Annotated in this window: 10 protein-coding genes; 2 read left to right on the top strand and 8 right to left on the bottom strand. The window is 72.0% G+C overall.

All coding sequences use genetic code 11. The features are described 5' to 3' along the window. Position 1 precedes the first annotated feature (1 nt). From WBK31_RS26100 to WBK31_RS26075, 6 genes are all read right to left on the bottom strand, one after another. Positions 2 to 694, bottom strand: coding sequence for an ABC transporter ATP-binding protein (locus WBK31_RS26100; RefSeq protein ID WP_364057087.1), 693 nt, complete (start codon positions 692 to 694; stop codon positions 2 to 4). Further along, positions 691 to 1,611, bottom strand: a complete 921-nt coding sequence (locus tag WBK31_RS26095) for an ABC transporter ATP-binding protein (RefSeq protein WP_364057084.1) — start codon at positions 1,609 to 1,611, stop codon at positions 691 to 693. The genes WBK31_RS26100 and WBK31_RS26095 overlap by 4 nt, the downstream gene beginning before the upstream one ends. Continuing rightward, complete coding sequence (locus WBK31_RS26090; RefSeq protein ID WP_406673330.1) at positions 1,608 to 4,190, bottom strand: FtsX-like permease family protein; 2,583 nt, start codon at positions 4,188 to 4,190, stop codon at positions 1,608 to 1,610. Before WBK31_RS26090 ends, WBK31_RS26095 begins: the two co-directional genes overlap by 4 nt. Beyond that, on the bottom strand, positions 4,187 to 7,243 hold the full coding sequence (locus tag WBK31_RS26085; protein WP_406673329.1) for an ABC transporter permease: 3,057 nt from the start codon (positions 7,241 to 7,243) through the stop codon (positions 4,187 to 4,189). Before WBK31_RS26085 ends, WBK31_RS26090 begins: the two co-directional genes overlap by 4 nt. A 208-nt stretch (positions 7,244 to 7,451) precedes the next feature. Beyond that, positions 7,452 to 7,724: a 30S ribosomal protein S20 gene (gene rpsT, locus WBK31_RS26080; RefSeq protein ID WP_364057075.1), complete on the bottom strand. Its 273-nt coding sequence runs from the start codon at positions 7,722 to 7,724 to the stop codon at positions 7,452 to 7,454. 108 nt (positions 7,725 to 7,832) lie between these two features. Beyond that, entirely contained in the window at positions 7,833 to 8,819 is a 987-nt protein-coding gene (locus WBK31_RS26075; RefSeq protein ID WP_378787094.1) for a hypothetical protein, read from the bottom strand. A 56-nt stretch (positions 8,820 to 8,875) separates the two neighbouring features. On the opposite strand from WBK31_RS26075, the gene lepA reads away from it, so the two are divergent. Both lepA and WBK31_RS26065 read left to right on the top strand, forming a co-directional pair. Then, positions 8,876 to 10,705: a translation elongation factor 4 gene (gene lepA / locus WBK31_RS26070; protein WP_364057069.1), complete on the top strand. Its 1,830-nt coding sequence runs from the start codon at positions 8,876 to 8,878 to the stop codon at positions 10,703 to 10,705. Between the two features lie 156 nt (positions 10,706 to 10,861). After that, positions 10,862 to 11,353, top strand: a complete 492-nt coding sequence (locus WBK31_RS26065; RefSeq protein WP_406673328.1) for a GNAT family N-acetyltransferase — start codon at positions 10,862 to 10,864, stop codon at positions 11,351 to 11,353. Between the two features lie 33 nt (positions 11,354 to 11,386). Here the strand turns inward: WBK31_RS26065 and WBK31_RS26060 are convergent, their stop codons facing one another. Both WBK31_RS26060 and ccmA read right to left on the bottom strand, forming a co-directional pair. Next, positions 11,387 to 13,174 carry a DUF6297 family protein gene (locus WBK31_RS26060; protein ID WP_364057063.1) on the bottom strand — a complete coding sequence of 596 codons (1,788 nt, stop codon included), beginning with the start codon at positions 13,172 to 13,174 and terminating at the stop codon, positions 11,387 to 11,389. Between the two features lie 455 nt (positions 13,175 to 13,629). Continuing rightward, positions 13,630 to 14,253 carry a heme ABC exporter ATP-binding protein CcmA gene (ccmA, locus tag WBK31_RS26055; protein ID WP_364057060.1) on the bottom strand — a complete coding sequence of 208 codons (624 nt, stop codon included), beginning with the start codon at positions 14,251 to 14,253 and terminating at the stop codon, positions 13,630 to 13,632. Positions 14,254 to 14,824: the final 571 nt, after the last annotated feature.

Below are 14,824 nucleotides of genomic sequence, written 5' to 3'. Positions count from 1 at the left end.
GTCAGGTACGGGCGGCCTCGCGCACCACACCGTCGCTGATCTCCAGCACCCGGTCCGCCACCGTCATCAGGCTGGGGTCATGGGTGGCCACCAGCGCCGTCACGCCTTCACTGCGTACGAGCGCCCGCAACAGCTCCATGATCTGCCGCCCGGTCTGCGAGTCGAGCTGCCCCGTGGGCTCGTCGGCCACCAGCAGCCGGGGCCGGTTGGCCAGGGCGCGGGCGATGGCGACCCGCTGCCGCTGACCGCCGGACAGCTCGTACGGCCGCTGGTTGACGTGCTGCTCAAGCCCGACGAGCGCGAGCAGCACGCGTACCCGCTCCTCCCGCTCAGCGGCAGGGACCCGCAGCAGCCGCATCGGCACGCCCACGTTCTCGGCCGCAGACAGGACGGGGATCAACCCGAACGACTGGAACACGAACCCGACGACGTCGCGCCGCACCTGCAGCAGCTCGTCCTCGGACATGGCGGTGATCTCGCGCCCGTCCACGACCACCCGCCCGGCGTCCGGCTTGTCCAGGCCGCCGATCTGGTTGAGCAGCGTGGTCTTACCGGACCCGGACCGCCCGCGCAGCGCCACCAGCTCACCGGGGTACACGGCGAACGACACCTCCCGCAGCGCCACGACCTCCTTGGGCCCGGTGCGGTAGACCTTGCGCAGCCCTTCGACCTCGACCAGGGGCGACTGACTCATTCGGACGGCTCCTCTCGGGCGGGCCACACGCCGATGTGGTCGGATTCGAGTTCGAGACGCACCCGGCGTTCCATGTCGAGGGCGTTCATGAAGTCGCGGGGGAGCTGGAGGCGTCCGACGCGGTCGAGCACGGCGTACTCCTCGGCGATGATCTGTCCCTCGGCGCCCTCGCGGCGCACGGTCTCGCTGCTGGTACGCCCGTCGCGGATGCCGACGGTGCGGTCCACCTGCTCGGCCACCATGGGGTCGTGGGTGACGATGACGACGGTCACCCCCAGCTCCCTGTTGGCGGTGCGCAGCGCCTCGAAGACCTGCTCGGACGTCTCGCTGTCGAGCTCGCCCGTGGGCTCGTCGGCGAGGATGAGCTGCGGGGAGTTGGCCAGGGCCACGCCGATGGCGACGCGCTGCTGCTGCCCGCCGGACATCTCGGGCGGTTTGCGCCCGGCGCAGTCGGCGACGCCGAGGAGTTCGAGCAGCTCGTCGGCGCGCTCGCGGCGGCGGCGCTTGCCGGCCAGCTTCATCGGCAGCTCGATGTTCTCCCGCGAGGTCAGGTACGGCAGCAGGTTCCGCGCGGTCTGCTGCCAGATGAAGCCGACGACGGAGCGCCGGTAGTGGAGGCGGTCGCGGGCGGTCATCGACAGCAGGTCCATGCCGGCCACCCTGGCCACGCCCGCGGTCGGCACGTCGAGCCCGGACAGCACGTTGAGCAGCGTGGACTTGCCGGAACCCGAGGCGCCGACGATGGCCACCAGCTCGCCCTTGTCGATGACGAGGTCGAGGCCCTGCAGCGCGACGACCTCGACGCCTTCGGTCTTGTAGATGCGGACGAGGTTGTCGCACACGATGTGCGCGTCCCCGCCGAAGACGGCCTTCTCCCGCTTGGCCTTCGCTTCCAGCTCTGACAGTGTCGGGTTCATGTGAGGTCCCCCACTCGAAGGACGGCGCCGAGGCTGCGGCGGCGGCTGATGGCGGTGTGCGCGTACGCGCCGAGCACGGCGACCACGGCGAGCCCCGCGGCCAGCGCGCCGGGCAGGACGGGGTCGGGCGAGTAGTCGCCGACGGGCAGGTCACCGGCGTACGACGACAGATCGACGCCGGGCCCGAGCGCGGTGGGCAGGGCCAGGCCGAGACAGAGGCCGGCCAGCGCGGTCATGAGGATCATGGGCAGCACCTCCAGCACGGTGAGCCACTGGGCCTGCCGGTCCGACAGCCCGAGCGTGCGCAGGAAGGAGACCGCCCTGGCGCGGTCGGCCGCGCCGACGATGAGCAGCAGGACGACGGCGAGCAGCGCGTAGCCGGCCAGTGCGATCGTCACGATCACCAGTGTGGCCCGTACGGTGCCGGTCAGCGGATCGTCCTGGATGCCGGCCAGCGCGCTTTCCTGGGAGATCACGGTGGCCGACGGCGCAAGCGCGGCCAGCTCGGCCACGTCGGCGTCGCCCTGGATGAGCAGCGTGTTGACGGCCGGGCGCAGCAGCACCTCCAGCGGCACGACCAGGAACTTGCCGGTGGTGAAGAAGCCGGGCACCGACTCGGCGACGGCGGCGGTGGGCACTTTGAACCGGGACTGCCAGCCGAGGTCGAGCGTCCCGCGCCCGCGCAGCTCCGGCGAGACGATCGCGCCTGCGGACACCGCGGGCAGGCTCACCGGCGCGCCGGACAGGATCGACCGCCACTCGGCGACGTTCACGGCGAGCGCCTCGGCCCGCTCCGCGCCGTACCCGACCTGGACCTGGCCCCGCTGCGCGAGCACGACCCGTTCGACGCCCGGCGCCTTGCGGATCTCGTCGATGACGGCGGCCGGGATCTCGCTCTCGGACGTCACCTTGATCGGCGCGCCGGCCCGCTGCCAGGACGCCAGCCGCTGGGTGCCGGCGATGCCGTCGGAGACGACGGCGGCGAAGACCGACACGGCCAGCGCGGGCAGCAGGATCAGCACCGGCATGACGCTCGCGGCACGCGCCCGCGCCGCCCGGGTGAGCCCCAGGAACGGCACCGCGGCCCGCCCGCGCGCCGCCAGCCGGACGATCAGCCGCAGCGGGTACGGATACAGCCGCAGCGTGACCAGCGCCGCCGCCACGGTCAGCGCGACCGGCACGATCAGCAGGAACGGGTCCTGCCCCGCCGACGCGCTCAGCCCGCGCGCCCGCAGCAGGTACGCCCCCGCCACAGCCAGCACGACGATCAGCACCTCGAGCGTGATCCGCTTGGCGGACGGCCGGGCGGTGGCGACGTCCGCGCGCCGCTCGTGCAGCGGAGCGCGGTGGGCCAGCGCGATCCGCACGGCGGCGAACCCGGCGGCGGCCAGCACCACGATCACCGGCCCTGCGTGCACGATGGGCCGCGCGGTGCCCGGCACCAGGTACGACAGCGCGTACCCGGCCACCGCTCCCGGCACCACGCCCATGGCGGTCAGCGCGGCCGCCGTGCCCGCCACCTGCGCCAGAGACCCGCCGCGCGCCCTGGTCAGCGCGAGCGTGTGGTCGAGCCGGTCGGAGAGCAGCTGCACGGCCAGCACGATCACGCCGAGCGCGACCGCGAGCAGCCCGCCCAGCACCAGGTACATGACGGTCTGTGCGGTGGACAGCTGCGCCTGGAACTCGGCGAGCAGGTGCGGCAGCCCGGTCTCCAGCGAGTACGGGGCGACGGTGCCGGTGGACTGGATGTCCACCACCCGGCCGAACTCGGCGATGGCGGCCTGCAGGCCGGGCACGTCCAGGGCGCTCGCACCGCGCGGATCGAGCGGCAGCGTCCACCGGTAGGCGAGGTTGCGTCCTTCGCCGCTGAGCTTGGCGAGCCCGGCGTCGGACAGCAGCGCGGTGGCGTGCCTTTCGAAGTCGAGACTGCCCGGCGGCTGCAGCTTGAGCACGTGCAGGATGTCGTTGTGGTGCGACCAGTAGCGGTCGTCCGCCTGCTTGGCGCGGAACACTCCGACGATCTTGACGGCGGCGTAGTCGTGCTCGCCGATCACCGTGGTGGAGCCGATGCGCAGGTTCATCTCGCGCACGGCCTCCTCGACGACCCCGGCCTCGAACACGGGGATCGTCTCGCCCTCGTACCGCATCGTCGAGGGCGCGCCTGGCGCCTTGCCCTGCACCCACTCGACGCGCTGGTCGGCGTCGGACAGCCAGCCCAGGTTGAGGTAGGAGGAGCCGCCGGTTCCGGCGATGGGGGTGGCGGCGGTCTTGGCGTTCATGTGGCCGGGCCCGGTCACCAGCGGGCGGAGCGTGGCGGGCAGGATCTTCTGCCAGACGCGCATGCGCGAGTCGAACTGGGCGCGTTCGCGCAGGTCCACCGCCGGTGACCAGGTGCCCACCGTGACGGTCAGGTCGGTCTGCACGCCGGGCGCGCCGGCCAGGGCGCGGCGCAGCGCCTCGTCGTACGCGGACTCGGTGGCCCGCGGCAGCCCGGAGATGAGCAGGCAGGCGCTCAGCGTCAGCGCGAAGAGCACCGCCAGAGGGCCCAGGTGCACCCGGGAGAGCAGCCCGATTCTCACTGTTCCTCCCGGAGGCTGTGCTGCCGGCGTACGGTGCGGGCCAGCCCGGCGACGATCGCGAACAGCACCGCCGTGACCAGGGCCAGCATCGCGGTGGTGGCCCCCCACGGGATGTCGAGCACCACGCCGGGCGTCACGGCCGCGGCCTGCCCGGTGAGCACGATGTGCGGCACGACCAGCACGCCCACGACCACCGCGAGCCCCGTGCCGGCCAGCAGCGACAGCCCCACGACGAACGCCTGCTCCATGGCCAGCATCCCGAGCACCTGCCGGGGGCTCACGCCGAGCGCCCGCAGCACCGCGAACTCGGACATCCGCTCGCGCGCCGCCACGGCCGCGTTCACCAGGAAGCCGAGCGCGGCGAACACCAGCGCGGCCGCAAAGCCCAGCATGAGCGCCCCCTGCAGACCGCTGGCCAGCGGGTCGTCCTGGAGGCTCGCGGCCAGCGCGCGCTGGTCGAGCACGGTGACGTCCCACTCGGGGTGGCTCTTGAGCTCCGCGGTGGCGGCGGTGCCGTCAGCGGTGGCCAGCCACCACTCGGTCGCGGGCCGCGGCGGCTGCGCCATGGCCAGCTCGTACGTCTGCATCGTCTCCCAGTCGGCGAGCACGGCCTGCTGCCCGGCCGTGGTGGTGGGCATGGTCTCGACGACGCCGACGACCTTGACCGGCAGCACCCGGCGGTCGATGCTGACCCGTCCCTCCTGCCCGGCGGCGAGCTTCAGCGAGGCGGCGAGGTCGGCGGTCAGCACCACCGGCAGCGGCCCCGGCTGCGGCCGCTGGACGAACGCGGCGGCGGTGGCCTGCTCGGCCTCCATCGTCAGCCGTGGCGCGCTCACCTGCCGGCCGTCGGCGCTCAGCCCGGTGACCGTGAGCGTCGCCTTGCCGGACGGCGCTCCGGCGATCACGCCGAGCAGCGAGACCGGGTAGGTGATCCTGCCGTTCTGCCCGGCCAGTGGCCGCAGGTCCACTTCGAGGCGGTTCGTACCGGCCTTGAGCACGCCGAGCGGCACGTCACGCCAGACCCCGAGCGCGTCGGTCAGCACCAGCCGGGCCGACAGCTCGGCGCTCGCCTCGGCGGTCACGGTCACCTTGGCGGGCTGTCCCGGCAGCTCGAGCCGGTCCGCGCGGCCGCCGATCAGCGTCCGCGACAGCTCGCTCACCGGCTGCGCCGACAGGTCGGGACGCAGGTGGAACAGCTCGCCCAGCTTGCCGGCGTCGAGCGCGACCAGCATCGCGTTCTCGCCGCCCACGTCGATCTGCCCGCGAAAACCCGGGGACGCGGCGCTGACGCCGGGCAGCGTGGTGAACGCGGTGCCGCGCCCGAGCGCGCCCAGCTCGGGACCGTCCGGCGGGCCGGACAGCCGCAGGTCGGCACCGGCCTGGTGGCGGGCCTGGTCGAGCTGCGAGGTACGCCAGGTCGCCGCGGTCGCGAGCGACACGATGCCGATGGAGATGGCCATGGTGAGCAGCAGCGCGGGCCCCGCGTACTTGAGCGGGCGCCTGCTCACCTGCCACGCGCCGAGCGCGGGGGCGAGCGAGGGCCGCCTTGAGGTGATCTTCTCGGCCAGCTTGGACACGCGCGGCACCAGCCGCAGCCCGAGCATGCCGCCGGTGAGCAGGGCCAGCGCGGGACCGGAGATGATCAGCGGGTCGATGCCCAGGCCGCCGGCCGCCGTCGCGGTCACGGGGGCGCCGTAACGCTGGAGCTGCCAGATCGCGAGCCCGGCCACGACCAGCAGCGCGAGATCGGCGCCCGCCCGCTCGATCAGGCCGCGACCGCCGCCGCGCCCGCGCGCCGCCTGCTCCTCGACGTACGTCCTGCGCGCCCCGGCCAGCGCCGGGGCCATGAGCAGCACGGCCGCGGCCAGCGCCACTCCGGACGACACCAGGAACGTCCCCAGGTCGGCCTCGGGAGCCAGCCGCACGCCCGCCGCCTCGATCCACGGCAGCCGGTTGATCAGCGCGAGCAGCGGCGGGCCGAGGAACGGCGCCACGATCGCGCACGGCAGCGCCACCAGCAGCGCCTCGCCGCCCGCCAGCACCGCGAGCCGCACGGTCCCCGCGCCGCGCGAGCGCAGCAGCGCCACCTCCATCCGGCGGTGGTCGGCCAGCAGCCGCGCGGTCAGCATCAGCGCGTACGCGGCGAGCAGCAGCAGCTGCAGCACGGGGATCAGCATGGTGGAGCGGGCCACCAGCGAGGCGGTGTCGAGCTGGGTGAGCAGCTCGGGCAGGTGGCTCGCGGCGACGCAGCTGCCGCAGCCCTTCTCCTTCAGCCGGTCCTCAAGGCCGGAGATCGCGGCGGCCATCGGGCGCAGCTGCTCGGGGGTGAGCGCGCGCAGGTCGGGTACGGCGGTCCAGGTGGCGTTGACGTTGGTGGCGAAGCGGTCGATGAACGTCTCGCGCGCCACCATCAGCGGCCCGTACGTGCTGAACTCGCCGCGTTCGACGCCCCTGCTGAGCAGCGGCTCGCCCGTCCAGCGGGCCCCGAAGGGGTCGTCGAGCTGGAACACGCCGACCACGCGCACCCGTACCGCGCGTTCGTCGAGCCGGCCGCGCGTGGTGAACTCCTGCCCGACCTTGAACCCGGTCTCCGATGCCGCCGACAGCGAGATCGCGGCCTGCACGGTGTCGTTGTCGCCGCCGGCCTGGGGCCAGGCGCCGCTGACGAGCTTGGCGTGCCGGTCGAGCCCGTCGTAGCTGCCGAAGCGCAGCAGCTCGGGTCGCTGCCTGTCCTCCTGGCCCGGCATCGTGTAGGAGTCGGAGCGCAGGCTGGTGGCCACGTCGGGCGCGCGGCCGTAGGCGGCGGTCAGCTCGGTGCGTACGGCCTGGTCGAACTTCGGGAACGTCTCCGCCGTGATGGGGGCGCTGACGGTGGCCGCGATCTGCTCGTGCGAGGCGGTCTCCATCGTCCTGCGGACGCCCGCCTCCGCGATGGAGGAGGCGTACATGGTCAGCGCCACGAGCGTGGTGGTGGCGAGCAGGATCGAGCCGAACGCGGCCAGGAGAAGCAGCGGCTCGCTGAACGCCCTCTTGACGACCAACGGCGCCCGCATGCGTCCCCCTTTGCACTGTTTAGTGCACCCTCGGGGATATCGCAGGTGAGCGGCAAGGTGATCTCTGCAACGGTGATGCACCCGATACGGCCGTGTGATATCGAAACCGTGACAAAACGACGGCGTAAATGACAAAAACGCCGCACTCCCGGCGAATGGAGTACGGCGTTCAGAGGCCGGTGCCGTCGCCGATGCGACGGCACCGTTACTACTTGGCGGAAGCCAGGGCCGCGGCCTGCTTGGCGATCGCGGACTTGCGGTTGGCCGCCTGGTTCTTGTGGATGACACCCTTGCTGACGGCCTTGTCGAGCTGGCGCGCGGCGGCCCGCTGCAGGGCCACGGCCTTCTCGACGTCACCCTGCTCGGCCGCCTCGCGGAACTTGCGGATGGCCGTCTTCAGAGACGATTTGACCGCCTTGTTGCGCAGGCGAGCCTTCTCGTTCTGCTTGTTGCGCTTGATCTGGGACTTGATGTTCGCCACGAAGAAGCCTCGGTGAAAGTCTGAGTGATGGATGGGGCGCGCGGGCTCGAGAGAGGGCGCGCCACACGCAGTTAGCCAGGTTACCAATACTCAAGGCGGCTGCTCAAATCAACGCCATCGTGTCATGTACTCGCGCCAATCCTCTTCCGTCGCGGCGAAGTCGACGTAGAGCGCCAGGCCGAACCGCTCGCGCCTGCCGTGGTCGGTGAGCGCGAGCCGGGCGCCCTCCGCGGCCATCGCCACGCTCTCGGCGGCGTCCAGCCAGGGCGCGCCGTGGTCATGGTAGGCGGGCGCGCCGATGTAGAGCGCCTTGTCCTCCGGCACCAGGTCGAGCGCCAGCCGGGCCTGGCGGGCGACGTGGCCGCCGTACAGGGACTGGGCGGGCAGGTACGAGTCGTACGTCATGACCGCCACCTGGTCCACCCGCGCCACGACCTGCTCGAAGAAGCCCTGAGACCAGTACTTGTCGTGGCCGATCGCGGCCCTGGCGGCCAGGCGCAGGCCGGGATAGGGCTCGATCTGCGGCGTCGAGGCCGACAGCAGGCCGGTGTGCCGCCTGGTCTGCTCCAGCAGGTCGAGGAAGTCGGTGTCGCCGTCGCCGATGGGCTCGAAGTTGTAGTGGATGCCGTCGAAGCCCTGCTTCATGATGGCGGCGACGCCGGACAGGACGTTCGCGCGGGCGCGGGGGTCGTCGAGGTCGAGGAAGCCGTCCACCCGCTGGCCGAGCCAGGCGGAGATGCGGATGCCGGGAGCGTGCTCACGCAGCCACTTCACGAAATTTCCGGCGTTGGGGTATTTGGCGGGGTCTAAGCGGCCGTCCGTCTCGAACGGGCCGGAGTGGACGTACACGTCCTTGATGCCCGTCGTCTTGAGCCGCGCCGCGAGCTGCTCGACGTCGCGCTCGGTACGGCGGCCGTCCACCCAGGCATGCCCCAGCCACAGGGCGTCGTTGCCGGTGCTCTTCGCCCAGGCCGCCGGTGCACCGGTAAACTGAAGCCGGAGCGCTGCGGCTAAGACGCCCGCCAGCGCGACCACGACGGCCAAGGCAAGCGCGAGCAGGCGCAGGCCGCGGCGGATGACGGTTCGGGTAATCACCCGGGCATGTCACCATGAAAGACTGCTTGACCTCAACCCTGTCGAAACGGACTTCGGTGCGCACTCAGCCTGGCCAGACCGACCCCGCGTTGATTCGCAACTTCTGCATCATCGCGCATATCGACCACGGCAAGTCGACCCTTGCCGACCGGATGCTGCAGATCACCGGCGTGGTCGACGACCGCACGATGCGGGCCCAATACCTCGACAGGATGGACATCGAGCGCGAACGCGGCATCACGATCAAGTCGCAGGCCGTGCGGCTGCCGTGGAACGGCCACGTGCTCAACATGATCGACACGCCCGGCCACGTCGACTTCACCTACGAGGTCTCGCGGTCGCTGCAGGCGTGCGAGGGCGCGATCCTGCTGGTCGACGCCGCCCAGGGCATCGAGGCGCAGACGCTGGCCAACCTCTACCTGGCCATGAACGCCGACCTGCACATCATCCCGGTCCTCAACAAGATCGACCTGCCCGCGGCGCAGCCGGAGAAGTTCGCCGAAGAACTGGCCGGCCTCATCGGGTGCGACCCCTCCGACGTGCTCAAGGTGTCGGGCAAGACCGGCGAGGGCGTGCGCGAGCTGCTCGACCACGTGGTGGAGGCGGTGCCCGCACCCGTCGGCGACGCCGACGCGGCGGCCAGGGCGCTCATCTTCGACTCCGTCTACGACACCTACCGGGGTGTGGTGACGTACGTCAGGGTCGTCGACGGCCATCTGAGCAAGCGCGAGCGCATCCTCATGATGTCCACCAACGCCACCCACGAGACGCTGGAGATCGGCGTCATCTCGCCCGAGCCCCAGCCCGCCGAGCTCGGGCTCGGCGTGGGCGAGGTGGGCTACCTCATCACCGGCGTGAAGGACGTCCGCCAGTCGCGGGTCGGCGACACCGTGACCTCGGCCGCGCGGCCCGCCGACGAGATGCTGGCCGGCTACGAGCACCCCAAGCCGATGGTGTTCTCCGGCCTCTATCCGATCGACGGCGACGAATACCCGGAGCTGCGCGAGGCGCTCGACAAGCTTCAGCTCAACGACGCCGCGCTGATCTACGAGCCGGAGACGTCGGCGGCGCTCGGCTTCGGCTTCCGCGTCGGCTTCCTCGGGCTGCTGCACATGGAGATCGTGCGCGAACGGCTGGAGCGCGAGTTCGGCCTGTCGCTGATCTCCACCGCGCCCAACGTCATCTACCGCGTGGTGATGGAGGACGGCAAGGAGTTCACGGTCACCAACCCCTCCGAGTTCCCCTCGGGCGGGAAGATCGCGCAGGTCTTCGAGCCGGTCACCAAGTCCACGATCCTCGCGCCGGCCGAGTTCATCGGCGCGATCATGGAGATCTGCCAGGGGCGGCGCGGCCAGCTCCTCGGCATGGACTACCTGTCCGAAGACCGCGTCGAGATCCGCTACACGCTGCCGCTCGGCGAGATCATCTTCGACTTCTTCGATCAGCTCAAGTCGCGCACCCGCGGCTACGCCTCGCTCGACTACGAGCCGGCGGGCGAGCAGGAGGCCGACCTGGTCAAGGTCGACATCCTGCTGCAGGGCGAGGCGGTCGACGCCTTCAGCGCCATCGTCCACAAGGACAAGGCGTACGCGTACGGCGTCGACATGGCCAAGAAGCTCCGCGAGCTGATTCCCCGGCAGCAGTTCGAGGTGCCCATCCAGGCGGCCATCGGGGCACGGGTCATCGCGCGCGAGAACATCAGGGCCATCCGCAAGGACGTTCTCGCCAAGTGCTACGGCGGTGACATCTCGCGTAAGCGGAAGCTGCTGGAGAAGCAGAAGGAAGGCAAGAAGCGGATGAAGATGGTCGGCCGGGTCGAGGTGCCTCAGGAGGCCTTCGTCGCCGCGCTGTCCACCGACTCCAGCGCCGACAAGCCCAAGAAGTAGGGGACTCGCCGGGGCTCGGCCGCCTTTTGTCGGGGCTGTGACGCTCTTTGCTGGGCTCCTGAGCCCTTTGCCGGGGTCTGGGGCGCCTCGCTAGGCCTCGGCGCCCTTTGTCGGGGTTCGTGCCGCCCGCCGAGCCCGGCGAAATACCCTGAATGCATGGAAGTGGTGCAGACGGCGCGTATGGTCCTTTCCCGGGTGACGGCTGACGACCTGGACGCCGTACACGAGATCCACTCCGACCCGCGCACCAGCGTCTACCACCCCAGCGGCCCCATCACCGACATCGAGTCCAGCCGTGCCATGCTCGGCCTGTGGCTCGACGACTGGGACGAGCGCGGCCTCGGCTACTGGGCCGCCCGGCCCCACGACTCGCAGCACGTACTCGGCTTCGGCGGGCTGCGCCACGCCGTGGTGGACGACCGGCACGTGCTCAACCTCTACTACCGCTTCCGCCCGTCCGCGTGGGGGCACGGCTACGCACTCGAACTCGTCCGCGCCGCCCTCGACGTGGGCAAGGAACTGGGGACGGTGGTCGCGGTCATCCGCGACATCAACGAACCGTCCCGCAGGGTCGCCGAGCGGGCCGGGATGCGCAGGGAGCGCACGATCCCGTACGGCGGCGTGCCCAGCGACCTGTACGTGGCCTGACCGATTTCCGCACCGCTTGATGTGTGACGGCGCTCATCGGGACCGGGTGCGCCGGACGTAGGCCGCCAGCACCACCGCGCCCCAGACGGCCTGGACGGCGAGGCAGGTGGCCAGAGGAACGCCTGGGGAGGTCAGCGCGACCAGGGCGGGCAGGCTGCCGGCCAGGGCCAGATCCGGCCCCGTCGCCGCCCACTTCAGCGGCCCGGTGGGGATAGCGCCGCCCGGCGTCTCGATGACCGGCATCGTGTGATCGACCGGCTCACGCCTGGCCATCCGCAGCGCCCCGGCGGCCAGGGCGGGCCCGACCAGCGGCCCGAACAACCACGCCGTACCGACCGGCAAGGCCTGACCCGCTGCGGCGCCCACGCCTTCGCCTAGGAGCGCGCCCGAGGATCCGCTCAGAGCGACGCCGACCGCATCTCCGGCGAAGACGGCCGCGTCACCCGAGAAGACGGCCGAGTCGCCCGCGAAGACGGCTGTGTCACCTGCGAAGACGGTCGAGTCACCTGTGGCGACGGCTGTGTCACCCGCGAAGACGGCTGCGGCATCGGCCGCCGCCGGGACGCTCGCCGCCTGCAGGCTCATCAGCAGCAGGGCCAACGCCGTCCAGACGCCGCTCAGCAGGGCGGGCAGCACTGCGCGGGCGGCCAGCGTCGCGCGGAACGGCGTTCCGATGAGCCTGGCCAGAGCCGGGTTGTCGGCGTCCCGCCGGGCACCCGAAGTGGCGGTCGCGGCCACGGCGAGACCGCCCATCAGCACCGCGATCGCGAGCACCGCCACAGGAGCGCCCGCCTGACCCAGGATCGCGGGCGGCACCGCCGTACCCGCGATCAGCGCGAGCCGTCCCGGCCTGCGTGCCAGCCGCCGCCAGTCCTGCCAGGCGAGCGCGAGCGGCGCCGGCAGCACGGGCCAGCGGCGGGAGGTGAGCTTCCTGGCCCGCCAGTGGTTGTCCTCGGCGATCCAGGTGAGCGTGCTCGGGTCGAGCGACGTGGTGGCGTTCGCGACGTGCCCGGCGCGGGTGGAGGCGGCCAGGAGCGTACGGGCGGGGATGCGGTCGAGCGAACGCCACGCGTGCCGGGCCAGTAGCCCCGCCCCCACGACCGCCCCGGCCGCGGCGGCGGCCAGCGCCGCAAGGGGTGCGTGCGCGACCGTGGTGAGCACCGTACGCAACTGACCTGTCACCGCCACCACTGCCAGCACCAGCAGCGCGGCCATCACCCCGGTCAGCCACAGCTGCCACGCCTGCACCTGCCCGAGCCGCCACGACCGAGCCGTCTGCCCAAGCCGTCCCGGCTGTACCGCCGCCTGCCCGAACCGCTCCGGCTGGTCGGCCTGGCCGAGCACCGCCAGCGCCGTACCGCCCACGGTCGCCGCCACGCCCAGCACCAGCGCGGCGAGCACCCGCCACACGAGCTGATCGGGCGCGCCCAGCACCGCTGCCAGCCCCACCCCGAACAGCAGACCCGCCGCCAGCACCACCAAGCCCAGCGTCCTGACCGGACGGGCGAGCAGATGCCGCCGGCTCAGCGGGGAGAGCAGCAGCCAGGACGCGTCAGGGGCCGACATCGCCACCGGCCCCGCCGCGCGCGCACCCGCCAGGAACCCGCACAGGGCGAGCGTGAGCAGCGCCACCCCCGCTCCCATGCGGTCGGGATCGACCGGCTCGGCCAGCCCCGCGAGCACCCCCGCCAGCGGCTGCCCCAGGACCACGATGGCCATGAGCAGGCAGAACCCGGAGACGTAACGGTCGAGCAGGCTGGCGGGCGCGGGGCCGCGGGAGCGCAGATACGCCCGGACGGCCCGTACACCGATCTCGGTCATCGGATGGTCCTCGGTGGGGTGGCGGCGGGGTGGACGTCAGGTGGAACGGCTGCGGGAACGGGCACGCTCCGGCCCCGTTGTTGTGGCGTGGGACGGCCTTCGCCATGTCGTGAACCGACGCCGTGGAGCCGGCCTTCGCCGTGTCGTGAACCGACGCCGTGGAGCCGGCCTTCGCCGTGTCGTGAACTGACGCCGTGGGGACGGCCTGCCGAGCTGCCCGCGCCAGGACGGTACCCGAGGGCTGCCGTGCACGTCGGAAGGCTCATCGAGATGCCCGTGCGTTGGCGGACGGCCGAGACGCCGATGCGGGAAGGCAGGAGATCGCAGGTGATGCGGGGTGGCGGAGACATGTGGCTGTGATGGGGCCGGTCATGCGTGGACGTCCGATGCAGGAACGCGGTCGTGTCCGGTCATGCCGCGGACGCTCGACGGGAGAACGCGGCGCTTGCGGCCGGTCATGCGGGGATGCCCGATGGGAGGATGCGACGGCCGTGGTCGGCCAGATCCTGGTCGTGGGTGGCCAGGACCACGGTGCCGCCTTCGGCGGCGTACTCGTCGAGCAGGTCGGCCAGAGCGGCGCGGAACTGAGCGTCGAGGCCGCGTTCCGGCTCGTCGAGAAGCAGCAACGAGCTCGGTCTGAGCAGCGCGGCGGCCAGGGCGAGGCGCTGACGCTGGCCGGTCGAAAGGTTCAGCGGGGCGGCGTCCGCCCGCTCCACCAGCGCGAACGTCTCCAGCGCCGCGTCCACGGTCATGCGGGCGGCAGTGTGCACGGCGCCCATCAGCTCCAGGTGCTCGCGCGCGGTGAGCCCCGGATACCAGGCGGGCTCATCGCTCAACAGCGCCACGCGGCCCCAGAAGCGTGCATCGTCGGCCGGGGCCTCCCCGAACACGCGTACCTCACCGGCGGTGGCAGGCTGCAACCCGGCCAGGCAGCGCAGCAGAGTGGACTTGCCGGAACCGTTCGGCCCCACCACCGCCACGATCTCACCCGGCGCGACGGTGAAGGACAGGTCACGCAGTACGGGGTTGCCCCCGAGCTCGACCGTGAGGGAATCGACGCTGATGAGGGGGTCTGACACGGTTCGAGGCTAACCGGTCGGCGATGTGATCGCGTGTCGGCCCGTGTCGCCTGGAGAGAGGCGGACACGAGAGCTGTGCGACCGGCGGTGGGGCCTGCTGATCGTCCGGCCTGTTGCCGAGCGGAGCGAGGCGGTGTGGTCGTCTGACGGCGCGAGATGGCTTGGTGGCCAGATCGATGTGATTGGCTGCCCGGCCGCGCCGAGTCCTGCTGGTTGCTGGGCCCGTTGCTGAGCGGAGCGAGGCGGCGTGGTCGCTGGACGATGTGAGGCGCTTGACCGCCCGGCCACGCCTGGTGCTCGGTTGTCCCGCACGCGAGGGGCCTCGCCCGGCCGTGCGCAGCCGGATGCCTGGGCGGGCGCCGGTCTGGCCGCGTGGCTGAAGACCAGGCGCGCGCCGTGGCCGGTGCCCGGGCCGAGCTCCCAGCGTACGGTCCCGCCGTCGTGGGCGCCGTAAGTCGGCTCGCCTGCTCGGCCGCGCCGGTTGCCTGGTACCTGGTTGCCTGGCACAAGGGACTTCAATGAGCGTCCGGCCTGGTCACCTGGGCGCTGGGCTGGGTGGGGGCGGCCCCTG

It is taken from the genome of Nonomuraea sp. N2-4H, from assembly GCF_045291505.1.
GTDB classification, from domain to species: domain Bacteria; phylum Actinomycetota; class Actinomycetes; order Streptosporangiales; family Streptosporangiaceae; genus Nonomuraea; species Nonomuraea fastidiosa.
The sequence above is the reverse complement of the archived record's forward strand: the minus strand, read 5'-3'. Positions and strand labels throughout refer to the sequence as shown.

What these genes read in the sequence shown, in the direction of transcription:
- WBK31_RS26065 (WP_406673328.1), top strand. Translation starts at nt 10,862, where the DNA reads ATGGAAGTGGTGCAGACGGCGCGTATGGTCCTTTCCCGGGTGACGGCT.
- WBK31_RS26095 (WP_364057084.1), bottom strand. Translation starts at nt 1,611, where the DNA reads ATGAACCCGACACTGTCAGAGCTGGAAGCGAAGGCCAAGCGGGAGAAG.
- WBK31_RS26100 (WP_364057087.1), bottom strand. Translation starts at nt 694, where the DNA reads ATGAGTCAGTCGCCCCTGGTCGAGGTCGAAGGGCTGCGCAAGGTCTAC.
- WBK31_RS26060 (WP_364057063.1), bottom strand. Translation starts at nt 13,174, where the DNA reads ATGACCGAGATCGGTGTACGGGCCGTCCGGGCGTATCTGCGCTCCCGC.
- WBK31_RS26085 (WP_406673329.1), bottom strand. Translation starts at nt 7,243, where the DNA reads ATGCGGGCGCCGTTGGTCGTCAAGAGGGCGTTCAGCGAGCCGCTGCTT.